At 69.9% G+C, this 21,312-nt stretch carries 19 protein-coding genes and 3 tRNA genes; 15 read left to right on the forward strand and 7 right to left on the reverse strand.

What is annotated here, in order from left to right; genetic code table 11:
- Window positions 1-46 precede the first annotated feature (46 nt).
- Both ald and htpX read left to right on the forward strand, forming a co-directional pair.
- On the forward strand, window positions 47-1,162 hold the full coding sequence (ald, locus tag GZ998_RS04690) for an alanine dehydrogenase (RefSeq protein WP_161924614.1): 1,116 nt from the start codon (window positions 47-49) through the stop codon (window positions 1,160-1,162).
- Window positions 1,163-1,213: 51 nt separating this feature from the next.
- Window positions 1,214-2,077, forward strand: coding sequence for a zinc metalloprotease HtpX (htpX, locus tag GZ998_RS04695; protein ID WP_161924613.1), 864 nt, complete (start codon window positions 1,214-1,216; stop codon window positions 2,075-2,077).
- 33 nt (window positions 2,078-2,110) lie between these two features.
- Here the strand turns inward: htpX and GZ998_RS04700 are convergent, their stop codons facing one another.
- A complete protein-coding gene (locus tag GZ998_RS04700) occupies window positions 2,111-2,788 on the reverse strand; it encodes a hypothetical protein (RefSeq protein ID WP_219109185.1) in 678 nt (225 codons plus the stop codon).
- Between the two features lie 234 nt (window positions 2,789-3,022).
- Between GZ998_RS04700 and GZ998_RS04705 the strand changes: the two genes are divergently transcribed.
- The 5 genes from GZ998_RS04705 (at window position 3,023) to GZ998_RS04725 (ending at window position 4,525) form a co-directional block, all read left to right on the forward strand.
- Window positions 3,023-3,107 (forward strand) — tRNA-Tyr (locus tag GZ998_RS04705).
- A 118-nt stretch (window positions 3,108-3,225) separates the two neighbouring features.
- Window positions 3,226-3,298: transfer RNA gene (locus GZ998_RS04710), tRNA-Thr, on the forward strand.
- 40 nt (window positions 3,299-3,338) lie between these two features.
- Window positions 3,339-3,412: transfer RNA gene (locus GZ998_RS04715), tRNA-Met, on the forward strand.
- A gap of 58 nt (window positions 3,413-3,470) precedes the next feature.
- Window positions 3,471-3,638 (forward strand): 50S ribosomal protein L33, encoded by a 168-nt coding sequence (gene rpmG, locus GZ998_RS04720; RefSeq protein ID WP_161925424.1) that lies wholly within the window; start codon window positions 3,471-3,473, stop codon window positions 3,636-3,638.
- Window positions 3,639-3,742: 104 nt separating this feature from the next.
- Entirely contained in the window at window positions 3,743-4,525 is a 783-nt protein-coding gene (locus tag GZ998_RS04725; RefSeq protein ID WP_219109186.1) for a MaoC/PaaZ C-terminal domain-containing protein, read from the forward strand.
- On the opposite strand, the gene GZ998_RS04730 is transcribed toward GZ998_RS04725, so the two are convergent.
- Window positions 4,511-5,188: a nucleoside triphosphate pyrophosphatase gene (locus GZ998_RS04730; RefSeq protein ID WP_162679848.1), complete on the reverse strand. Its 678-nt coding sequence runs from the start codon at window positions 5,186-5,188 to the stop codon at window positions 4,511-4,513. The two genes, GZ998_RS04725 and GZ998_RS04730, sit on opposite strands and share 15 nt — an antisense overlap.
- Before the next feature lie 93 nt (window positions 5,189-5,281).
- On the opposite strand from GZ998_RS04730, the gene GZ998_RS04735 reads away from it, so the two are divergent.
- From GZ998_RS04735 to GZ998_RS04750, 4 genes are all read left to right on the forward strand, one after another.
- Window positions 5,282-6,193, forward strand: coding sequence for a biotin--[acetyl-CoA-carboxylase] ligase (locus tag GZ998_RS04735; protein ID WP_219109187.1), 912 nt, complete (start codon window positions 5,282-5,284; stop codon window positions 6,191-6,193).
- 168 nt (window positions 6,194-6,361) lie between these two features.
- Entirely contained in the window at window positions 6,362-7,483 is a 1,122-nt protein-coding gene (locus tag GZ998_RS04740) for an adenylate/guanylate cyclase domain-containing protein (RefSeq protein WP_374939160.1), read from the forward strand.
- A 63-nt stretch (window positions 7,484-7,546) separates the two neighbouring features.
- Window positions 7,547-8,215: a response regulator transcription factor gene (locus GZ998_RS04745; protein ID WP_219109189.1), complete on the forward strand. Its 669-nt coding sequence runs from the start codon at window positions 7,547-7,549 to the stop codon at window positions 8,213-8,215.
- 39 nt (window positions 8,216-8,254) lie between these two features.
- Entirely contained in the window at window positions 8,255-9,334 is a 1,080-nt protein-coding gene (locus tag GZ998_RS04750; RefSeq protein ID WP_161924606.1) for a sensor histidine kinase KdpD, read from the forward strand.
- A 403-nt stretch (window positions 9,335-9,737) separates the two neighbouring features.
- Here the strand turns inward: GZ998_RS04750 and GZ998_RS04755 are convergent, their stop codons facing one another.
- The 3 genes from GZ998_RS04755 to GZ998_RS04765 form a co-directional block, all read right to left on the reverse strand.
- Window positions 9,738-10,421 carry a VTT domain-containing protein gene (locus GZ998_RS04755; protein WP_257505206.1) on the reverse strand — a complete coding sequence of 228 codons (684 nt, stop codon included), beginning with the start codon at window positions 10,419-10,421 and terminating at the stop codon, window positions 9,738-9,740.
- A gap of 282 nt (window positions 10,422-10,703) precedes the next feature.
- Window positions 10,704-11,312, reverse strand: a complete 609-nt coding sequence (locus tag GZ998_RS04760) for a GtrA family protein (protein ID WP_219109190.1) — start codon at window positions 11,310-11,312, stop codon at window positions 10,704-10,706.
- 13 nt (window positions 11,313-11,325) lie between these two features.
- Window positions 11,326-12,600: a hypothetical protein gene (locus GZ998_RS04765; protein ID WP_374939161.1), complete on the reverse strand. Its 1,275-nt coding sequence runs from the start codon at window positions 12,598-12,600 to the stop codon at window positions 11,326-11,328.
- A 47-nt stretch (window positions 12,601-12,647) separates the two neighbouring features.
- On the opposite strand from GZ998_RS04765, the gene GZ998_RS04770 reads away from it, so the two are divergent.
- The 3 genes from GZ998_RS04770 (at window position 12,648) to galE (ending at window position 15,663) form a co-directional block, all read left to right on the forward strand.
- Window positions 12,648-13,901, forward strand: coding sequence for an ATP-grasp domain-containing protein (locus GZ998_RS04770; protein WP_219109191.1), 1,254 nt, complete (start codon window positions 12,648-12,650; stop codon window positions 13,899-13,901).
- A gap of 121 nt (window positions 13,902-14,022) precedes the next feature.
- Complete coding sequence (gene purE, locus GZ998_RS04775; protein ID WP_219109192.1) at window positions 14,023-14,556, forward strand: 5-(carboxyamino)imidazole ribonucleotide mutase; 534 nt, start codon at window positions 14,023-14,025, stop codon at window positions 14,554-14,556.
- Between the two features lie 105 nt (window positions 14,557-14,661).
- The gene (galE, locus tag GZ998_RS04780) at window positions 14,662-15,663 is read left to right on the forward strand and encodes a UDP-glucose 4-epimerase GalE (protein ID WP_162679841.1); all 1,002 of its coding nucleotides are present in this window, start codon (window positions 14,662-14,664) and stop codon (window positions 15,661-15,663) included.
- A gap of 101 nt (window positions 15,664-15,764) precedes the next feature.
- On the opposite strand, the gene GZ998_RS04785 is transcribed toward galE, so the two are convergent.
- Both GZ998_RS04785 and GZ998_RS04790 read right to left on the reverse strand, forming a co-directional pair.
- Window positions 15,765-16,847 (reverse strand): LCP family protein, encoded by a 1,083-nt coding sequence (locus tag GZ998_RS04785; RefSeq protein WP_203234194.1) that lies wholly within the window; start codon window positions 16,845-16,847, stop codon window positions 15,765-15,767.
- Between the two features lie 479 nt (window positions 16,848-17,326).
- A complete protein-coding gene (locus tag GZ998_RS04790; protein ID WP_257505131.1) occupies window positions 17,327-18,553 on the reverse strand; it encodes an LCP family protein in 1,227 nt (408 codons plus the stop codon).
- 204 nt (window positions 18,554-18,757) lie between these two features.
- Here GZ998_RS04790 and GZ998_RS04795 point away from each other — a divergent pair, with 204 nt between their 5' ends.
- Complete coding sequence (locus GZ998_RS04795; RefSeq protein WP_308807162.1) at window positions 18,758-19,648, forward strand: glycosyltransferase family 2 protein; 891 nt, start codon at window positions 18,758-18,760, stop codon at window positions 19,646-19,648.
- Window positions 19,649-21,312 lie beyond the last annotated feature (1,664 nt).

The following is a 21,312-nucleotide window of genomic DNA, read 5'->3' on the forward strand; positions in this document are numbered from 1 at the left end:
CACCCGGAGCACAGTGCCCGGACTCCAAGCAGCGAAAGGCAGCCCCATGCGTATCGGCGTACCCACCGAGGTAAAGGATCACGAATACCGCGTAGCGCTCACGCCGGCCGGCGTGGACACGCTCGTGCGGCACGGGCACGAGGTGACCGTGCAGGCGGGGGCGGGACTGGGTGCCGGCATTGCCGACGCCGACTACGTGGACGCCGGCGCGACCATCGCCGCCGATGCCGCTGCGGTGTGGGGCGGGGCCGAGATGGTCCTCAAGGTCAAGGAACCGGTGCCCTCCGAGTTCGGCTACCTGCGTGAGGGCCTGCTGCTGTTCACCTACCTGCACCTGGCCGCCGACCGCGCCCTGACTGAGGCCCTGATGGACCGGGGCGTCACGGCGGTCGCCTATGAGACGGTCGCCACCGACGACGGCGGCCTGCCGCTGCTCGCTCCCATGTCCGAGATCGCTGGAAGGCTCGGCGTGCAGGTGGGGGCCGACGCCCTGCTCGCACCAAACGGAGGCTCCGGCGTGCTGCTGGGCGGTGCCGCGGGAGTGCGCCGCGCCAACGTCGTCGTGCTTGGCGGCGGCACCGCCGGCCTGGCCGCCGCCCGCGTGGCCGCGGGCATGGGTGCGGACGTCACCGTCATGGACATCAACCCGGTCCGTATGCGCCAGATCGATGAGCTGACCGGCGGGACGGTCCGCACTCGCTTCTCCACCCCGCTGGACGTGGCCGGAGCCGTCGCCGCCGCCGATCTTGTCATCGGCGCCGTGCTCGTACCCGGCGCCCGCACGCCCCGGCTGGTGACCCACGAGATGGTCGAGGCGATGCGCCCGGGCTCCGTACTCGTGGACATCGCCATCGACCAGGGCGGCTGCTTCGAGGACTCCCACGTGACCACGCACTCCGAGCCCACTTACGAGGTGGACGGCAAGATCTTCTACGCCGTGGGCAATATGCCCGGGGCTGTGTCCTACACGTCCACCTACGCGCTGACCAACGCGACCCTGCCCTACGCCGTCGCCCTGGCCGATAGCGGCTGGCACGAGGCCTGCCGCCAGCGGGCCGACCTCGCCCGCGGCCTGGCCACCCATGGCGGCGCCCTGTACACGGCCGGCGTCGGGCAGGCCCTGGGACTCGACGTCGCCGACGTCGCCGCCCTGCTGGCCTGAGCCGGCCACCACTCCCAGGAACAGCACAGCGAGCGTTCATACACTCGCGCTATGACGGGCACGAACCACCACAACGGACTCAAGACCGCCGTCCTCATGGGGGGACTGTGGGGCCTGCTGCTCCTGCTCGGCTGGCTGCTTGCGCGCGGAACCGGCTCAAGCGTGTGGCTGCTGCTCATGCCCGCGATCGGGGTGGCGCAGACGGCCTACGCCTACTGGAACTCCGACAAGCTCGCGGTGCGCTCCATGGGCGCCGTCGAGGTCAGCGAGGTGCAGCAGCCGGTCATGTACGCGGTTGTGCGCGAGCTGTCCACTGCCGCCGGGCAGCCGATGCCGCGGCTGTACGTGGCCCCCACCATGAGTCCGAACGCCTTCGCCACCGGCCGCGACCCGCAGCACGCCGCCGTGTGCTGCACCCAGGGCATCCTCCAGCTGCTCAACCAGCGGGAGCTGCGCGGGGTACTCGGCCACGAGCTGTCCCACGTCTACAACCGGGACATCCTCACCGGCTCCGTAGCCGCGGGCATCGCCGGGGTGATCTCCTCGATCGCCACCGGCATCATGTGGTTCGGCGGGGGCCGGGACCGGCGCGACTCCAACGCCCTGGTTCTGCTCCTGCTGGCGCTGCTGGCTCCGCTGGCGGCCAGCCTCACCCAGTTCGCCGTCTCCCGTACCCGCGAGTACGACGCCGACCACGACGGCGCCGTCCTGACTCACGACCCGCTGGCCCTGGCCAGCGCACTGCACAAGCTGGAGACAGGCGTGGCCGCCGCACCCATGCGGCAGGACCCGCGCCTGGAGCCGGTCAGCGCCATGATGATCGCCAACCCCTTCGGCGGGGTGCGGAGCCTGTTCGCCACCCACCCGCCGATGGCCCAGCGCATCGCCCGCCTGGAGCAGATGGCGGGCTACTGAGACGGCTGCCACCCTCCGGTCAGGGATGACGGGTCACGGCTGGGGATCGCCCAGGCAGAAGACGAACTGGTTGGGGCTGAGCAGATTCCTCGTGTCGCCTGCCGTGTCGAACATGAAGGAGGTCAGGTTCCACTTGTACCAGAAGGAGTAAGCATCCTCATCCACGCCCGCGGCGATGCAGGCGTCCTCGTCGCCCGCCATCAGCCCGAGATCTGAGTCGGCAACGTCGGTAAGTACCTTCAGTACCGGGTAGGTGCCGCTGGTGCACTCTGCAACGGCGGCCTCCTGCGTGGCGTCGTCAATACTCAGGCAGTCGCCCTCCTGAACCTCGATCAAGGAAGCGCTCGGGTCCTCGCCAAGGCCGATCATGCATAGATCCTGGTAAGTGGTGGTTGTTCCTGGCACGGTCGTGCAGTCGGTACCGGCAGCGGCGGTGACCCTGTAGGCGGCATCCGCAGAGTCGCAGTCAGCGACGTAGACGTGGCCCAGCTCCTTCACCTCCGGGTCCTCGATGCACTGTCCGGCGGTGGCCTGTGCTGCCGGGACGGGCCGGCCGTGCGATGCCACGCTGACGATGATGCCGATGCCGATGCCGGCGGCGACCGCTATGACGGCCACCACAGCAATGACGAGGACTAGGGGACTACGACGCTTGTGCTGAGGCTGTCCGGGTTGCATCGGCGTCGGGACGCCTGGCGTCTGCGTAGCCATGGGCTGCGCCTGGGGTGCGGGTCGCTGATCGGGACGGTAAGGGGGCCGAGGTTGCGACATGACAACGACTGTAGAAGGAGCTCGGTGATTGCGGAGCCGGACGTGGCGCCGTCATCGCTGTGAGCAGGGTCCTACGGTGGGGATTGGCGTGCGCAGCCGTTGGCTTGCTATCCTTCCACGGCACCGAGCGGAGGCGTGGGGCGGCAAGACCGGCCCGCGGCGAGCACGGAGCCCGGCGGGTTGCCCGAGCGGCCAATGGGAGCTGACTGTAAATCAGCCGCAGTATGCTACGGGGGTTCGAATCCCTCACCCGCCACCATGGTTGCGGCGTTTACGCCGCGGCCAGAACTCGCCCCCAGGGGCGGGACCGCGGTGAGCGAGGCCACGGGAAACGGAGTTGCGCAGGCAAATCCGATCTGCCTAAAGTTCCGCTCGTTGCCCCGATAGCTCAGTCGGCAGAGCGTCTCCATGGTAAGGAGAAGGTCAAGGGTTCGATTCCCTTTCGGGGCTCTGATACTGCGGGGGCCTACGGGCCCCTGAAGTGTCATCTGGCGAGGTAGCTCAGCTGGTTAGAGCGCACGACTCATAATCGTGAGGTCGAGGGTTCGAGTCCCTCCCCCGCTACGCAAGTTCGAGCATGGCACCCAACGGGCTGCTCGAGGATCAGCGAGAGGAGAAGGACGTGGCCAAGGCCAGCGACGTTCGCCCCAAGATCACCCTGGCGTGCTCGGAGTGCAAGGAGCGCAACTACATCACCAAGAAGAACCGCCGGAACACTCCGGACCGGTTGTCTCTGTCCAAGTACTGCCGGCGCTGCGGCAAGCACACGGAGCACCGCGAGACCCGCTGACCGTGGCGGTGCGCGACGCGGATGCAGGCCCCGACGATCCAGGATCGCCGGGGCCTTGCCATACCCCCGCAGCAACGGCAGTCCCGGACACACTTGCCGCAGACATGGCGCAAGTCCTCGCCGCAGTTCTCGCCCGCCTGCCTTCCACCCACAGGGAACCGGTTGCCCCGGACACGAGCGGAGCGGACTGCGGCCCGGCCCTGGCGCCTGCTGCGCTCGTGCTCGCCCCCGCCGTCGTGGCACTGGCCGGATTAGCCGACCGGCTCCCGCGGTACACGGGCAACGCCGCCGACGGCACCGGTGGCAGGGGCCTGACCGGATTCATCCACCGGCGCTGCCGGATCACCCCGGCCGACGTCGTACCCGCCGACGCCCGCGGAAGACCAGCCTCCCGCGACCTCGAGCCCACCATGGACCGCACCGTCCGCGGCGGCTGGGAGCTGGTGCACAGCACCGTGCTCGTGTGCCCCGCCGGCCCGGGGTGGGCGACCGGTGCCCGGGTCACTCACGACCTCGCCCGCCGCGCGGCGGCTGCGGCACCGGCACCGGGCGGACCAGTTCCGGCGTCGGGGGCGGAGCCGGTCCGTGAGCTCGTTCTCACCGCCGCCCACGTGCGCGACTGGTCCCGGGCGACCGGTGACCACAATCCCATCCACCTGCGTGCCGGCGCGGCGCGGCGGGCAGGACTGCCCGTAGGGGAGGGGGACGTAGTCGCCCATGGACTGCTGCTGGGTGCCATCAGCCTCGCGCTAGCGCCGGCATCCGGGACGGTGGACCTGCGGTTCACCGGGGCCGTGCCGCTGCCGGCAGGCGGCTCTGTCGCGCTGCACGTCGACGCCGGGGGCGGTATCAGTACCGGCGGGCACAGCGCCCTATTGCGCCGCTGAGCCGGGTGCGGTGCTGGGCGGGGACCAAAGGTCCGTCCAGGTCACCCCCAGGTGAGCCAGCAGGCGGCGCAGCAGTGGCAGGGAGATGCCGACCACCCCGTGCGGATCCCCCTCAACGCCGTCGATGAAGGCGCCGCCCAGGCCGTCGATGGTGAACGCGCCTGCGCACCACAGGGGCTCCCCGGAGGCTACGTAGGCGTCGATCTCGGCGTCGCTGGGGGAGCCGAAGTGCACGATCGTGGATGACACGCCGGCGGCGGTAGCGGCGTCGCGGGCGCGCACCAGGAAGTGCCCGGTGTGCAGGGTGCCGCTGCGCCCCCGCATCGCCCGCCAGCGCTCGCGGGCCAACTGCGCGGTGCCCGGCTTGCCAACCACGTTCCCGTCGATCTCCAGCATGGAGTCACAGCCGACTACCACCAGGTCCGGGTCCGCCTGTGCCGCCGCGTCCGGGAGGCTGCCCGCCACGTCAAGTGCCTTGGCCTGCGCCAGAGCTTGCACCTGCTCTGCGGGTGTAGGAGCCGGTGAGCCGCCGGCGCGGCGCGCGGCGGCTAGGTCGGCCAGGACTCGGGGCTCATCGACGTCGGAGACCCGTACCTGCGGATCGACGCCGGCTGCCCGCAGGGTGGCCAGACGGCCGGTGGACTGGGATGCCAGGACAAGCACGCGCTCAAGCCTAGTGCCCGGTCTCCCGCAAGCCCACGCCGGAGCCGGGCCTCGTCGCCTCGACTGTTCTCGACGGTCGCGTAGGCTGTCGCCATGACCGCCCGCTCCCCGTTCAGCCGGCTAGTGGTAGTGGAGCGCACCGGCTCGACCAACACGGATCTGCGGCGGGCCCTGACCGGCCCCGACGGCGGCCTCGACCCCGTCGCCTCCGCACGGTGGCCGCACCTGTCGGCGCTGCGCGCTCGGACGCAGACCGCCGGCCGCGGCCGCGCCGACCACGTCTGGACCACGCCGGCAACAGGGGCGCTGACCGCCTCAATCGTGGTGCGGCCACTGGTTCCCCACACCCGGCTGCACTGGCTGCCGCTGCTGGCGGGCCTGGCCGTAGCCCGTGCCCTCGCGCCCAGGCTGTCGGGCAGCGGGTGGAACACGGCCACCAAGTGGCCCAATGACGTGATCGCACTGCCGGGCCCGGCGACATGCGCCCCCGCAGCGGTACCCGGCTGGGGGAGTAGCCGCAAGCTGGCCGGCGTCCTCACTGAAATGGTTACCCCCGGGGCGCGTGGCCCTGTGCCGACGGGGGCCGCCGTGCCCGCCTCCCGGGATGCCGCCGTGGCCGTGATCGTGGGAATCGGCGTGAACCTCGCTCAAGACGCGCAGCAGCTGCCGGTGCCCTGGGCCGCCTCCCTGGCCTCGCTGGGGGCGGCGGACACCGCCGCCGGCCCGCTGCTGGACGATTGCGGGCGCAGCCTGGCTGAGCTCGTTTCCTTGTGGGAGTCTGTCGGGGGCGATCCTGACGCCGGTGACGGCGCCTTGGGCAGGCAACTGCGCAGTGCCTGTGCCACCCTCGGGCAGGCAGTGTGCGTCAACGGGCCCGCAGGGGAGGTGGCGGGCGTCGCCGTCGACCTCAGCCCCGGTCTGGTCCTGCAAGTCGGTGACGGTGCGGGTGCGCGCCGTATCGAGGTCACCGCGGGGGATGTCACCGCGGTCAGGGAGCAGAATTAACGCGCGGCGCGGCCAGTGCTCGGGTGGGCGGCGCCGCTGCGCAGTATCGGTACGAGCGGCGGCACGACGCATACGGCGGCAGCTGGGATGAGTGCTGGCCGGCCTTGTGACCGCCCTGATTGATTCACCTATTGATCACCGGCCTGTGATGTGCGCTACTCTTACGCGGTGACCGCCCCACAGACCCCCGAGCCGCGCGACCCCGCCGGGGACTCGTATGCCGGCGCCGTCTCGGCGGCTGGGTCCGCCGGCAAGGCGGCCGGCACCGTCCGCGGCCACGAGCAGCGGCTACTGGAGGGCGTTCCCACGCTCAGCCTGCGCGAGATTGCCGTGCACGCCGGCACTGGGCTGGATCTGGCGCGTCGTTTCTGGCGGGCCATGGGCTTCGCCGACGTCGATCCCGATGAGGTCCGCTTCACCGCGCAGGATGCGGTCGCCCTGCGCAATGTGGCCGACCTGATCGATGACAATGATGACGGTCTGCCCTCGGCCCACGCCCCTGGGGGCGGACTCGCCGCCAGCAGTGTCCTGGAGCTGCTGCGCGCCCAGTCCTTCACCATGGACCGGCTGGTGCTATGGCAGTTTGAGACGCTGGTGGTTGACATCTCCGAGCGCCTCCACCTGGATGACACCGCCGCCCGGCTGGTGGCCCTGGACCACATCGACGAGATGGTCGACTCACTGTCCGCGCAGCTGACCTACGTCTGGCGCCGACACCTGGCCTCCCTGCTGGATCGCACCGATTCGGAGGTGTCCCGCCGCGGTCGTGAGGACGCCGGCCCCGACTTCTACCCGCTCATCCGCTCGCTGGGATTCGTGGACATCGTCTCCTTCACCCAGCGCGCCCAGACCATGGGCCGGCTGGAGCTGGCCGAGATGCTTGACGACTTCGAGTCCACCGCGCGGGACGTCGTCACCTCCCGCGGCGCCCGCGTGGTCAAGACCATCGGTGACGCCGTGATGTACATCGCCGATGATCTGAGCACGGCGGCCGATGTTGTCACAGCGCTGGTTGAGCAGCTCCAGTCCGGCCCGGAGATGATGCGGGTGCGTGCCAGCCTGGTACAGGGGCGGGTCGTCTCCCGCTCCGGCGATGTCTTCGGGCCTCCGGTGAACCTGGCCTCCCGGCTGGTTGACACCGCTGAGCCCGGGGGCATCCGGATGGATGAGGCAACCGCCATGGAGCTGATCAACGGCCCGGACGCCCACCTGTACACGGTTCACCCGTGTCACGAAGTAGTCGCCAAGGGTCTGGGTAATGTCACCCCATGGGCGCTCGCCCGTGCCTGAGGCGCGACACTTCCTGCCAGCGGAGGATGACGCCTCCCGCCCTGGTCGCATACGATCCAGGGCATGACGAATGTGCTTCTCGTTGAGGACGACCCCGCCATCTCCGAGCCGCTCGCCCGCGCCTTCGGCCGTGAGGGTTACGAGGTCCACGCCCACGGCACGGGCAAGGGGGCCCTGGAGGATCTGGACGGGGCGGACATCATCGTCCTCGACCTCGGCCTGCCGGACATCGATGGCCTTGATGTGGCCCGGCAGGTGCGCGCCCAGGGGCTGACCATCCCGATCCTCATGCTCACCGCCCGCAGCGAGGACACCGACCTGGTAGTGGGACTTGACGCGGGGGCGGACGACTACGTGACCAAGCCCTTCCGCCTGGCCGAGCTGCTGGCCCGCGTGCGCGCACAGGTGCGGCGTGCCTCCGGTGAGGCGATCGAGGACGAGCTGGTGGCCGGCGATATTCGCGTCGACGTGGCCGGCCATCGGGCCTTCGCCCGTGGGGAGGAGCTTCAGCTGACCACCCGTGAGTTCGAATTGCTGCGTGTGCTGGTGCGCGGAGTGGGCCAGATGCTGTCCACCGAGGACATCCTCAAGGAAGTGTGGGGTGAGGACCCCACCGGCTCCGAGCACACGCTGGCTATGCATATCACCTGGCTGCGCCGGAAACTCGGCGACGACGCCGACAACCCGGCGCTGCTGATCACGGATGGTGGGGGCTACCGGCTGGCGATTTGAGCCCACGCCTGAGCCAGGCCACCGAAGAAGGCAGGTGCCATGCGACGCCGAGCAATGCAGATGACCATGGCGGCCGTGTCCGTCGCCGTCGTCCTGCTGGGAGTGCCCCTGGGCGGGGCGTGGATCGCCGTCGCCTCCCGGGCCTCCTCCGCCAGTGACGATCATCTACGCGTCATTTTCATAGTCGTTGTGACCACCGTGGCGCTGGCCGCGGTGGCGCTGGTTGCCGCCTATATCGTGGCCGCCAGGGGGTCGCGCCGCATCAGCGCGCCCCTGATCTACCTGGCTGCCGAGGCCGAGCAGCTCGGCTCCGGCCAGGTGCGGCCCCGGCTGCGCAGCAGCGGAATCGAGGAGATCGACCTGGTGCAGGCCGAGCTCGTGCGCAGTGCCGAGCGCGTTGCCGGGCGCATCGCGGCCGAGCGGCAGTTCGCCTCCGACGCCTCGCACCAGCTGCGTACGCCCCTGACCTCGCTGAGCCTGCGGCTGGAGGAGATTGAGCTGCTTTCCACTCAGGAGGAGGTGCGTGAGGAGGCCCGCGCCTGCATCGAGCAAGTCGATCGGCTCACCGGCGTGGTGGAGGACCTTCTGCGTATTTCGCGGCGTACCGGCGGCGGCACTACCGAGGCGCTGCACCTTTCTGATCTGTTCGAGCAGCAGCGCGAGGAGTGGGAGCCGGCCTTCCACGACGCCGGGCGCGAGGTCACTTTCTCCGACGCCGTCGGTATGCCGGTGCTGGCCACTCCCGGGTCTCTGGCCCAGGTGTTGGCCACGGTGATTGAGAATTCACTGCGCTATGGCGATGGCACGACCAGCGTGTCCGTGCGCAGCGCGAACGGCGGGCACGGTGTCTTCATTGATGTTGCGGATGAGGGCGAGGGAGTGGCCGAGGACATCGCCCCGAACGTCTTTGAGCGCAATGTCTCCGGGCACGGCTCCACCGGTGTGGGCCTGGCGCTGGCCAAGGACCTGGTGGAGGCCGACGGCGGGCGTATTGAGCTGTCCCAGCGCAAGCCCGCCGTCTTCTCGATACTGCTCAATGCGGTGCCCAAGTCACTGGACCCCAATAACGTGCTGCCGCGCGGGGCGCTGGTCAGCGTGGGGCGGCGCCGCCGGATCTGAGGGGCCTGCCGAGCCCGTCCGTGCCGACGTCCGGCCAAGCCAGTGATGTCGGGCTAAGGCAGTGCAGGGCAGGTGGGTCAAGCTGCCGTCGGACCCACTTGGGGCCGCCCGAGAGGCGTCCTGCTACCGGCGTGCGTTCGCAGTCCGGTGCCGCCGGTGCCGCAGGCGGGCCAACGGTGCGTGGGCGTGGCCCCGCCTCCGCCGCGCCCGGCACCTGGCGACGGCCCCGGCCGGAGCGTCCTGGGCCCATGCAGTGTGCGCGTGGCTCCTTCTCGACGACTTGCAGGCGGTTCTCCACCGGCCATCTGGGCCCCGGCCCCCGGCCGACCGGCCCTTCGGTGCTTGTCACTCGCGGTTATCCCGCCGGAGACCCGCGCCTGGGCGGGCTCTCGCATGGGCGGGCCTACTTGGTGGCCTCGACGCTTACCGGCTCGGCCTCGCGCTTGGCGGAGCCAAGCTTGTTCCGCAGGGCGGTAATGAGCATCGGCAGCACCGACACGAAGACGATCCCCAGGATCATGACGTCGATGTTCTTCTGGATCCAGGTGATCGATCCCAGCAGGTAGCCCAGCCAGGTGATGGCGAAGGCCCAGAAGGTGGCGCCGAGCACGTTGAAGCCGAGGAAGTGGGAGTAATGCATGCGGCCCACACCCGCCATCACCGGGGTGAAGGTACGCACGATTGGCACGAACTGCGCGAGGGTGATTGCCTTCCCGCCGTGCCGTGCGAAGAACGCGGACGTGCGCTCTACGTACTCCTGCTTGAACAGGCGCGAGTCCTCCCGGTTGAAGATGGCGGGCCCGGCCTTACGGCCTATGGCGTATCCGGTCTGGTTCCCGATGATTGCGGCCACCCATACCAGCGGCGCGGCCACCCAGATGGATACTCCAACGGCGCCGGTGGCCACGAACATCCCCAGGGTGAACAGCAGGGAGTCCCCGGGGAGGAAGAAACCGACCAGCAGGCCGGTCTCCGCGAAGATGACCAGCATCACGCCGACGATGGCCCAGGGGCCGAACCATTCGACAATCTTGGTGATGAGGTTGGCGGCGTCGAGCCATTCAGGTCCGAGAGCAGGGGCGGGCATAGCAGGCAGCGCAATCACGCGCTCAGCGTAGGAACAAACCCTGGGTGCCTGCCGAGACGGGCGCCGCATCTCGGCTGTGGAATCGGGCACGCGCGTGTGAGCCCAACGGCTTGCCGTGACAGCTTGCACGCTGTGCGCGGTGCTGCATGACCACGATGTGTGCCGCACGACGATGCGTGCCGCACGACGATGCGTGCCGCACGTCCGGCCCGGGGCATCGAGTGTGCCCGCGGGCTCTGGGCGGAGCCGGGAGTTGTGAGTGGCAGAGGCGGGATTGGCTGCTCAGTTGGGTGCGGCGTCGCCATCGCCGGTGAAGACGACGTAGTGGTAGAAGAAGAAGCGGAAAGCTGTTCCCAGGGCGAAGCCGACTACGTAGGCGGAGACGTTGTCCGCCAGGGGGCCGGTCAGCTCCAGGATGTGGTGGGTGAACAGCAGGCAGAACTGGGTGATCAGGATGCCGCCGGCGTTGGCGAAGGCGAACAGGGCCGCTTCCCGGGCCATGCTCTCGCGCGTGCGACCGCGGTAGGTCCAGCTGCGGTTGGCCACCCAGGAGAAAGCCGTGGCCACTGCGGCTGAGACCAGGTTGGCCGTGTTCGGATGCCCGGCGAGCACCCCCGTGGGGCCGTGCTGGAGCAGGTTGAACATGCCGGAGTCGATGATGAATGCCAGCGCCCCAACCAGGCCGAACTGGGTCAGCTCCCGCAGCCACGCCAGTAGGCGGTCGATGACGCAGACCCGGGTGTGGGGGCGGGAGGCGCGAGTGACCTCTACACCCGGTGCCGCCTGCGCGGGGGGCGGCGTGCCCGGCTCAGGCTGGTAGGACGTGAGTGCGCCGGGGGCCTCGGTGAAAACAGGCGGGTTGGCGGACCCCGTCTCAGATCTCGCTTTCATCACGACTACGATCTTACGGCACCCACACGACTGCGCTGTAACCATCCCACACCCAGCTGATCCAGAACACCTGGCCTATGACACCTGCGGCCAGCAGCGCCGCCCGCAGCCGTGGCGTAGCCCGGGCGGCCAGGGCCCACCCCGCCGGGGCGAGCGGTAGCAGCAGGCGAAACACTGACGTCGTCGGGTCGAAGAAGACCAGCAGGTACAGGCAGTAGCTCACGCACCACAGCCACGCCGGGGCGCCGAGCCGCCGCAGCGAGGGCGCCGACACGCCCAGGCAGCACAGCGCCACGACGCCGGCCAGTAGCGCCCATCCCAGGTGGTCACCCACCCACCACTGGCTGCGGGTGAGCCACTGCAGCGCGGGCGTCAGCGTGCCGCCGCGCCAAGAGGTCTCGGTGGCCGTGTAGGCATCGGGACGGCCGGTGACTATCCAGGCGTACAGCGGCCAGGCGGCGGTGGAGGCGGCCGCGGCTCCCGCCAGCGCCAGTAGGCGCAGCCGCCCACCCCTGCTGACGTTCTCAAGGCCGCGGTGAGCACGCACCGTCTCCCACAGCCACCACAGCCCCAGGGCGGCCGTCAGGGGAACGCCGAGTGGACGGGCGAGGGCTCCCGCGACCACCGCCGGCACCGCCGTGAGGAACCGGCCTCGCTCCGCCAGCATGAGCGCCAGTCCTACCGCGAGTAGGCCGAGCGACTCGGCGTAAGGCAGTTGCAGTACCACCGCGCACGGCGAGCACCAGACCAGCGCTACCGCCCACAGGGACGCCCGCTCGCCCACACGGGGACCGAGCCAGCGGTCCAGGACCAGTGCGGCCAGTGCCGACGCCGCGAGCGCGATCACCGTTGCACGCGCGTAGAAGGACCAGCCCGTGGCCGTCAGTGCGGAGGCCGCCAGGGGCAGCAGCGGCATGAAGGCCCATGCGTTCTGCTGCACCGTCCCGTCGCTACTGGTGGGTAGCTGAGTCGGATAACCCTCCCGGGCGATGCGGTCATACCAGCCGGAGTCCCAGAATGAGGCCTGCTGCATCCACGACGGCGCCTCAGGCGCCCACACCGTGGCCCCCGTATCCTGGGCGCCCATGCGCAGCAGCAGCAGGGAAAGCGCAGTGGACGCGGCCCACACCGCCAGCACCGCGGCCCAGCGGGGCAGGGCGGCGAGGGCGGGTCGGCTCGCACCCGTGGGCGCCTGATCCGTCCGCCGGTGTGGACGTGGGGGTGGACAACCGTCATGCGGGCCGGAGGCGGTGACCGCGCCGGCGTCGGGTGCGGAGGAGTCGGACACGGCGCCAGCGTACGGGGCCGAGCCGGGACCGCCACTAGGGTGGAGCCGTGAGCACCCCCGTTCTTGCCGTTATCGGAGGCGGCCAACTGGCCCGCATGATGCAGGAGGAGGCTTCCGCGCTGGGTATTCATCTGCGTACCCTCGTCGAGTCCGCGAACGGCTCTGCTGCGCAGGTGACGGTCGATTCCCCGGTTGGCCGTGCCGACGACGCCGACGCCGTACGTGCCCTGGTCGCGGGCGCGGATGCACTCACCTTTGAGCACGAGCACCAGGATCCTGCGCTGCTGTCCCACCTGCAGGCGGAGGGGGTGGCGGTGCGGCCGGCGCCCGAGGCGCTGCTCCTGGCCCGCGACAAGCTCGCCATGCGCCGTGCCGTCGATGCTGCTGGGCTGCCGCAGCCGGCCTGGGCGGAAGTGGCCGGGACTACCGAGCAGATGCGGGAGCAGGTGGCTGACTTCGCTGCCGCGCACGGCTGGCCAGTAGTGCTGAAGACGCCCCGCGGCGGCTATGACGGGCACGGGGTGCTCATGGTGCGATCCGCGGTTGAGCTGGACCAGGGTGAGGCTGCGGCATGGCTGGAGTCCACTGCCGATGCTCGCGCCGGGCGGGCGGCGGCCGGTACTGGCGGTGGTGGCAGCCTGGGCGGAGGCGCCGTGACCAGCCTGCTGGTGGAGGAGGCGGTTCCCTTCACCCGTGAACTAGCGGTTCTGCTGGCACGACGTCCCTCCGGCCAGGTCGCCGTCTGGCCGGTGATCGAATCAGTGCAGTCCGGCGGCATCTGCGTCGAGACGGTGGCCCCGGCCCCCGGGCTGGAGCCCGCTGCCGTCGGGCAGGCGGAGCACATCGGCCGCACCATTGCCGAGCGTGCGGATGTCACCGGGGTGCTCGCCGTTGAGCTGTTCGCCGTCGAGGGCCCGCAGGGCACCCGCCTGTACGTAAACGAGCTGGCCATGCGCCCCCACAATTCCGGCCACTGGACCCAGGAGGGCGCGGTGACCAGCCAGTTCGCCCAGCACATGCGCGCCGTCCTCGACCTGCCGCTGGGAGCGACGACGCCGACGGCCCCCACCACCGTGATGGTCAACTTCCTGGGCGGGGAGCAGCAGATGCCCGCCGATGCCCTCGCCCGTGCTCTGGCACGCGAGCCCGAGGCCCACCTGCACCTTTACGGCAAGCAGTGGCGTCCCGGCCGCAAGCTCGGACACGTCAATATGACCACCACGGCCACGGGCGCTGCGGAAATCGCCGCCGTGCGCGAGCGGGCCCGCGCCGTCGTCGCGATCCTGCGCGGAGAGGCCTGAGCCGAATCCTTGGGGCGGTCACGCGGCACGTCATAGGCTTGACGAGTTCGTCCCGCACCGCGCCGCGCCCGGCGTGGGCGGACGGTGCAGCAAGCGGCGGATTCAATGTAGGAGCAGCCCCATGACCCAGCAGCAGGACCAGCAACCAGTCGTCGGCATCGTCATGGGGTCGGACTCCGACTGGCCCACCATGCGGGCGGCCGCCGAGGCCCTCGACGCGCTGGAAATCCCCTACGAGGCCGACGTCGTATCCGCCCACCGCATGCCGGACGAGATGCTCGCCTACGGGCGCGACGCCGCCGGGCAGGGCCTGCGGGTCATCATCGCCGGGGCTGGGGGCGCCGCCCACCTGCCCGGAATGCTCGCGGCCGTCACCGAGCTGCCCGTGATCGGCGTGCCGGTGCCGCTGAAGTACCTGGACGGTATGGACTCGCTGCTATCGATCGTCCAGATGCCCGCCGGCGTACCGGTCGCCACGGTATCCATTGGCGGCGCTCGCAACGCGGGCCTGCTAGCCGCACGCATCCTGGGCGCGGGGGAGGGGGCGGAGGCTGCCCGCCTACGCGCCGCCATGCGCGCATTCCAGGCCGAGCTCGCCGATACTGCGCACGCCAAGGGAGCAGCTTTGCGCCGCGAGGTCGCTGGGCGGGACTGAGGCCCGTCACCGCCTGGCGTCAGCCCGCTGGGCCGGTGCCGCACGGCCCGGCGAGTTGGACCTTGGGCATATACGGAGCGATGCCGCCACCGGTAGCATCGCCCCATGAGCATCCTCGTTGCGGGTGGTGCCGGATATATCGGTGCCCATGTTGTTCGTCTGCTGCAAGAGCGTGGAGATGAGGTCGTCGTCGTTGATGACCTGTCCTACGGAACCCCCGGGCGCGTAGGAGACGCCGAGCTGGTCGAGCTCGACGTCGCCGCCGGCAACGCCATCGAGGCCCTGGCGGACCTGATGGACCGTAAGGACGTCAAGGCGGTCATCCACTTCGCCGCCCGCAAGCAGGTGGGCGAGTCCGTTGCCCGACCCGCCTGGTACTACCAGCAGAATGTGGGTGGCCTGGCCAACATGCTGCTGGCCATGGAGCAGGCCCGCGTAGAGCGGATGATCTTCTCCTCCTCCGCAGCGGTGTACGGCATGCCGCCCGTGGAGGTTGTGCCCGAGGACATCGATTGCCGTCCCATCAACCCCTACGGGGAGACGAAGCTCATTGGCGAGTGGATGATGGCCGACTGCGAGCGCGCCTGGGGGCTGCGCTGGGCGGGACTGCGCTACTTCAACGTAGCCGGCGCGGGCTGGGACGACCTGGGTGACATGGCCACCCTCAACCTCATCCCCATGGTGCTCGATCGTCTGGCCCGTGGCGAGTCCCCGAAGATCTTCGGCACCGACTACCCCACTGCGGACGGCACTTGCATCCGCGACTACATCCACGTGCGCGACCTGGCCAGCGCCCACATCGCGGCGCTGGACCACCTGGCCGGCGATGAGGAGATGCGCGAGCACGTGTTCAACGTCGGCACGGGGCAGGGGTCCTCGGTGCGCGAGGTGGTCTCCAAGGTGATTGACGCGGTCGTTGCCGTCACCGGCCGTGAAGTGCGGCCGGAGGAGCTGGACCGCCGTGCCGGCGACCCGCCGCAGCTGATTGGCGACGCCTCGCGTATCCGCGAGGTACTCGGCTGGGAGGCCGAGCACGACCTGGACGACATCGTCGCATCGTCCTTCTCCGCTTGGCAGGCCGACCCGGACCGGCCTCACTTCGGCTGAACACCGCACCGGTCCCCGGTGCACGCGGGCACCGCCGACGGGTATCCCCGGCCACGGCGGTGCCCGCCGCTTGCCGGGCAGCGACGCGCTGTCCGGACGGCTCAGGGCTGGTCGAAGTCAGCGGCAGTCAGCGTGCCTGCGCGGAGCTTGGCGAAGAAGTCCGGGGCAGTGGTGTCCTGTAGCAGCACGGCCGCGCCGATGCCGCCGGGCTCGTAGTCCACGCTGGCGATGGGCGGCGCGCCAGTCAGGCCGGCGTTCGAGGCGGAGCGGAAGGCCAGCAGCATCTTGCCAAGATCGAGTACCGAGGTGTCCTCGTCAACCGTCAGCGCCTTGGTGCCCGCGTTTACGAGGGCGTCCTGCCGGGTGAAGCTCAGCAGTGTGGTGGGTGAGACAGCGCGGGAGACGACGGCGGAGATGACCGCCCGCTGCCGCAGGGCGCGTCCGATATCGCCGGCCGGATCGGATTTCCGCATGCGGGAGTAGGCGAGCGCCTTGGCGCCGTCGACGTCCTGGCACTCGCCCTGGGCGGTGTCCCACACGAGCCCGGAGTCCGCGTCATCGACGTCGTAGTCCAGGCAGACGTTGATGCCGCCTACGGCGTCCACCAGGGAGGACACTCCGCCCATGCCGACCTCAACGTAGTGGTCAACAGTCAGCCCAGTCAGCTGCTCAACCGTTGCGACCAGGAGGGTGGGGCCGCCGTAGGCGTAGGCGGCGTTGATCTTGTTGCCTCCGTAACCGGGTATCTCCACGTAGGTGTCGCGCGGCAGGGAGGTCAGGGAGCTCTGCCCGCCGGGGGCTCGGTGCAGCAGCATGATCGAGTCGGAGCGGGCGCCGTCGGTGTTGTCCACTACGGCGCCGTCGGCCCGCGAGTCCGAGCCGACGATCAGCCAGGTCTCCCCGGGTGTGGCCTGCACGCCGGACAGAGCCTGGACGCGTGAGAGCTTGGAATTGACGTCGTGTATGAGCCAGGCTGCGCGGGCCCCGACTAGCGCCAGCAGGATGACCAGCGTGATGGCCAGCCATCGCAGGGGTCGGTGCCGTTTGCGCGCGGGGGGCCGCGGCGGAGCCGGCTGGGTGTGCTGGTTCAGGGTCGATGAGGGGGCGTACCGGGATGAGCGCGCCGGGGCAAGAGCCGGGGAGACGTTACGGCTGCGCGCGGAGGGCGCGGTGCCGGCGGGCATGACCCTGGTGGACGCGCGGCCGTCTGCAGCCGCGGGGGCCGACCGCAGTGGCACAGCGGAGGATCCGGAGCGCGCCCGGCTCCTTACGGGGACCCGCTTGGGAGTACTCGGGTTTGCTCCGGGGCGGGCTGTGGCCCCGTCGGCGTGGTGGTGTCCGCGAGGAGGGGAGGCTGGGTCGGCTTGTCCCGATGAGTCGGCCTTCTGGGGGCGTGGGCGGCGCGGTGCCGCGCCACTGCGTACGCCACTGCCGTCGCCTGCGCTGCCCGTGGAGCGCGTGCCGCTGGGGGAGCCGGGACCGGTACGCTCTGAGCGGCGCGCAGGGGTTCTCTCGGTGCCGGGGCGACGCCGAGACCCGTCGTCTCCGGGGCTGAATGCCGGGGGGAGGTCGTCGTCTGTGCTGCTCACTGCTGCTTGGACTCCTATTCCTGCGGCTCGGTCGGCACGTCGTCGGCGGGTGTCAGTGGGTGTTCAGTGGGTGTTCAGTGGCACTGCGCGGCGGGGTCCTGCGTGGTCGCGGTAGCGGTTGGGGTACGTGCCTGCGTCGGGGCTGAGGACTGCTCCGGCGCGGCGTCGGGCTGTGCCGCGCCATCACCGTCAGCCTGCGCCTGCTCGGTCGAGTCCGACGACGGCGCAGCGGTGGCATCCTGGGCGGCTGCTTCGCGCAGGGCGTCCGTGACGGGGGTGTCGGCCTTGATCGCCTTCCAGACGTAGTCGGCCTCATCCGTGGGCAGCGCGCGGTTCAGATCCCAGGGCGCCTCCTCGTTGGGCATGGTGATGATGGTCACCTGATCCATCCCGACGTTGCTGATGGACATGGCCAATCCGGCCAGCGTGCTCAGGGAGCCGATCCCGGGTGAGGTGGTCAGCGAGCCCAGGGCGGCGCGGGCGAAGCTGTACAGGGCGTCGGCGTCGGTGAAGTAGTTCTTCGACTTCGCGGTCCGCAGCATCGCCGACACCAGGTTCTGCTGCCGGGGGATGCGCTGGCGGTCCGAGCCATCGCCCACGCCGTGGCGCACGCGCGCGTACTGCAGCGCGGTGGCGCCGTCGAGATGCTGGCAGCCGCTCTTCATGACCAGCCCGGTGAACTCGGTGTCATTGATGTCCTCATCCACGTAGAGGGTGACCCCGCCCAGCGCGTCCACGGTGGTGGTCAGGCCGTTGAAGTCCACAACGAGGTACTCATCGATGTAGAGCCCCGTGAGGTCCTCGACCGTGGCCACGGTGCAGGCCACGCCGGCGGCGACGGCGGCGTCATCCGCGCTGGCGCCGGCGCCATTGGCGAAGGCCGCGTTGAACGAGGTGTAGGTCATGGCCTCGGTGGTGTCGCCGTCGGCGGTTTTGCAGGCGGGGATGTCCACCAGCAGGTCACGCGGGATTGAGACGATTTCGATGCGGGAGCGGTCCGCCGGCAGGTGGAGGATCATGGTGGTGTCCGAGCGCGCCACCGCAACTTCCTCACTGCCCTCGGAGCCGTCCACGTTATTGGCGCCCGCGCGGGAGTCGGTTCCCAGGATGAGGATGTTGACCGACCGCCCCTCATAGCTGTCCACTACCTGGCGGGCGCGGTCCTTGCCCAGGAAGTCATCGATGCCGAGCTTGTTCACCTGGGACTGGAGGTCATACCAGGCCAGGCCGACCCCGGAGACGATGAACAGTATGACGGCGAATCCGGCCAGCAGGAACCTGTGCGCAGCGCTCCGGCTCATGTCCTTGGCTGAGTGCCGCGCGTTGGGTTTGGCTTTGGCGTGGGATGACACGGCCATGATCATAAAGAACCCGTCTGTGAGGAGCTGCGATTCTCCGTCCTTAGCAAGGAGGAATCCTAGGTGACTGTAATGGCTCCACCCTACGGTACGCCCCGCGGCCCAGGCATGCAGCCATGGGGCCCCGGCGCGTGTAGTCTCCCAAGCGTGACTGACGTAGCGTCCCAACCGTCCCGCGAGTCCGCCCAGGCGCCGCTGGGAACGGTACGCGTGGTCACGGTGGCCTACAACCCCGGCCCGGAGCTTGAACGCTTCCTCGAGTCCCTGCGTGCCGCCACCGCACGGGTCCCCGCCGTCGTGATCGCTGACAACGGTACCGAGCATGAGCGGGTGGAGAGCGCCGCCGAGCGCTACGGGGCGCGTGTGGTCGGTGACGGCACTAACCGCGGGTACGGGGGCGGGGCGAACCTGGCCGCGCGCGACCTGACTGAGGACTGGATCGTTGTTGCCAACCCGGACATCGTCTGGCGTCCAGGAAGCCTGGACACGCTGATCGAGGCCGCGCGCGCCGAGCCCCGCGCCGGCTGCCTGGGGCCGCGGCTGCTCAACCCGGACGGCAGCATCTACCCGTCCGGGCGCGCTCTGCCGACGCTGGTAGGTGGCGCAGGACACGCCGTCCTCGGGAGGGTGTGGCCGGGCAATCCCTTCTCCGCCAGGTACCACGGCACGAATGAGGACGCCACCCACGCCGTGGGCTGGCTGTCCGGCGCCTGCGTGCTGCTGCCCGCCGCCGCCTGGAAGCGCCTTGGCGGCTTCAATGAGGACTACTTCATGTTCTTTGAGGATGTGGATCTGGGTGCGCGTGTGGGACGTGCCGGCTGGCTGAACCTGCAGGTGCCCGACGCTGTAGTCGTCCACTCCCAGGGCGCCAGCTGGAAGAGTCGGCCCGAGCGCATGATCCGCGCGCATCACGACTCCGCGCGCCGTTACGTGAACGCCAGCCACCCGGCCGCCTGGCAGGCGCCTGTGCGCTGGCTGGTGTCTGCAGGGTTGCGGGCCCGCGAGGAGATCGCGGTGCGCTCTGCCCGTCGCGGCTGAGAATGCGCTCTTGTGATCCGGGCGTGGGGTCGGCACGCCCGGCATGTACGGCCCGAACCTGGCGCGGATGCTTGGTGTCGCCGAGATCGCGTTCGGGAAGGTGAGTTGCCGCCGACGCCTCGGTCCGGCTGACGTTCTTGAGACTCAGCGTCGGCGGCGGAGGAGGCCCGCGAGGCGGTTTCGGGCGTGGCCGCAGATGAACAGGCCATGGGCGGTGACGACGAAGGCGCCGCCTAGGCCCCTCAGGGCTGTGCGGAGACTGACTTGCCGCGGCAGCTCCCCGCTTACCGGGTCCGCTCTGTCACAATATGCACCACTTTCCAGGTAGTGGCCGTGTTCCGGAGCTAACAAACCGCATGGTTCCGCGGACGCGGTCGGCGGAAGCTGCGGCAGCAAGTTCCAAAGTGGTGCAATCCATGTCATCAGCGCGCACGCTGGCACGTACTGACCGCCGCAGAAGGCCGACATGTAGACCTCCGCACGGCGGCTGAGCTCACGCCGGGCCGCCGCAGCCCAAGCCTTGAGCGCAAAGAGCCGCTGTTTCGGCTCTTCCGGTGCGCGCGCCGAGGATGAGGTTGGAGTGGTGTCCGGGGTACGGCTGGCTGGCCGGCGCCCGGCTGGGAACGGCCGCGCCTACCCGGACTTCTCCAGAAGCGCGCGCAGATGGTCCAAGTAGGCAAACGCTGTGCTCGGGCCGACGGGTCCGGCCGTGTTGGCGGCGTGGACGAATCGTTGGAGTCGTTGAGGCCGTGCGGTTCCCGGACCGGGGCGCCGGACCGCGGTGGCAGCTGTCGAAGGCTCCGGCCAGTGAGTCCAGCGATTTTGCTACCGCATCGCAGGCACCGGGGGAGGTGTCCAATGCGCACCCAGGTCACAGCATGCGAGTACCACACCCCAGGCGCCGCGGGAAGGTGCACGCCGGAGCGGGGCCGTGCGCCGTACCTACCGGAGCACGCGCACAAACGGCGATCCCGGTGCTCGCCAACCATTAGCCCGCCCCACCCCTAGACCAGAAGAGCCCATTAACTCGCCCTTCCGGTTCGAGGCCCGGCGGCGTGCTGGCGGCCATGGCTTAGGGCTGCTGGTGGCGGTGGCCGAGGCGCAGGGGCGTTTACTACGCCGGTTCGGGCTTGGCAACGCCACTTGGGTGCTTGCTGAAGGGCTCGGAAGCCTTCAGCAAGCACCCAACGGGCGTAGTAGGCGCCGAAGTGGCGTTCCCAACGCCGTCTCCCTCGGCCCTGAGCTGGCCGGGTGCTCCCGGTGGTGGCCTGCCGGGTAATGGCCGGCGTACTCGGTCGGGCGTAGCGGGTCGTTTTGGGGATGATGAGGTCGTTTTGGGGCGTGCGAGGTCGTTCTCGACCACCCGACGCTGGCCGAATACGACCTCATTCGCCCCACACCCTCCACATCGTGGAGGGTTTCGGGCTCACGAGGCCGTTTTCGCCGCACTGGGGACGTTCTCGGGCGTGTGAGGTCGTACTCGCCGTGCGGAGGTCGTTCTCGGGTTGGTGAGGTCGTATTCGGCCGGGCGCAGGGGGTCGTTTTGGGGCTGATGAGGACGTTTTCGGGCGTGCGAGGTCGTAGTCGACTAACCCGCGCTGGCCGAATACGACCTCATTCGCCCCACACCCTCCACATCGTGGAGGGTTTCGGGCCCACGAGGA

Source organism: Actinomyces sp. 594 (assembly GCF_019325145.1).
Lineage (GTDB): Bacteria > Actinomycetota > Actinomycetes > Actinomycetales > Actinomycetaceae > Actinomyces.

Bases quoted from the DNA above. Each gene is read 5' to 3' on its own strand.
- ald (WP_161924614.1), top strand. From the start codon at position 47: ATGCGTATCGGCGTACCCACCGAGGTAAAGGATCACGAATACCGCGTA.
- htpX (WP_161924613.1), top strand. From the start codon at position 1,214: ATGACGGGCACGAACCACCACAACGGACTCAAGACCGCCGTCCTCATG.
- GZ998_RS04700 (WP_219109185.1), bottom strand. From the start codon at position 2,788: ATGGCTACGCAGACGCCAGGCGTCCCGACGCCGATGCAACCCGGACAG.
- GZ998_RS04725 (WP_219109186.1), top strand. From the start codon at position 3,743: ATGGCGCAAGTCCTCGCCGCAGTTCTCGCCCGCCTGCCTTCCACCCAC.
- GZ998_RS04735 (WP_219109187.1), top strand. From the start codon at position 5,282: ATGACCGCCCGCTCCCCGTTCAGCCGGCTAGTGGTAGTGGAGCGCACC.
- GZ998_RS04745 (WP_219109189.1), top strand. From the start codon at position 7,547: ATGACGAATGTGCTTCTCGTTGAGGACGACCCCGCCATCTCCGAGCCG.
- GZ998_RS04750 (WP_161924606.1), top strand. From the start codon at position 8,255: ATGCGACGCCGAGCAATGCAGATGACCATGGCGGCCGTGTCCGTCGCC.
- GZ998_RS04755 (WP_257505206.1), bottom strand. From the start codon at position 10,421: ATGCCCGCCCCTGCTCTCGGACCTGAATGGCTCGACGCCGCCAACCTC.
- GZ998_RS04760 (WP_219109190.1), bottom strand. From the start codon at position 11,312: ATGAAAGCGAGATCTGAGACGGGGTCCGCCAACCCGCCTGTTTTCACC.
- purE (WP_219109192.1), top strand. From the start codon at position 14,023: ATGACCCAGCAGCAGGACCAGCAACCAGTCGTCGGCATCGTCATGGGG.
- galE (WP_162679841.1), top strand. From the start codon at position 14,662: ATGAGCATCCTCGTTGCGGGTGGTGCCGGATATATCGGTGCCCATGTT.
- GZ998_RS04785 (WP_203234194.1), bottom strand. From the start codon at position 16,847: ATGCCCGCCGGCACCGCGCCCTCCGCGCGCAGCCGTAACGTCTCCCCG.
- GZ998_RS04790 (WP_257505131.1), bottom strand. From the start codon at position 18,553: ATGAGCCGGAGCGCTGCGCACAGGTTCCTGCTGGCCGGATTCGCCGTC.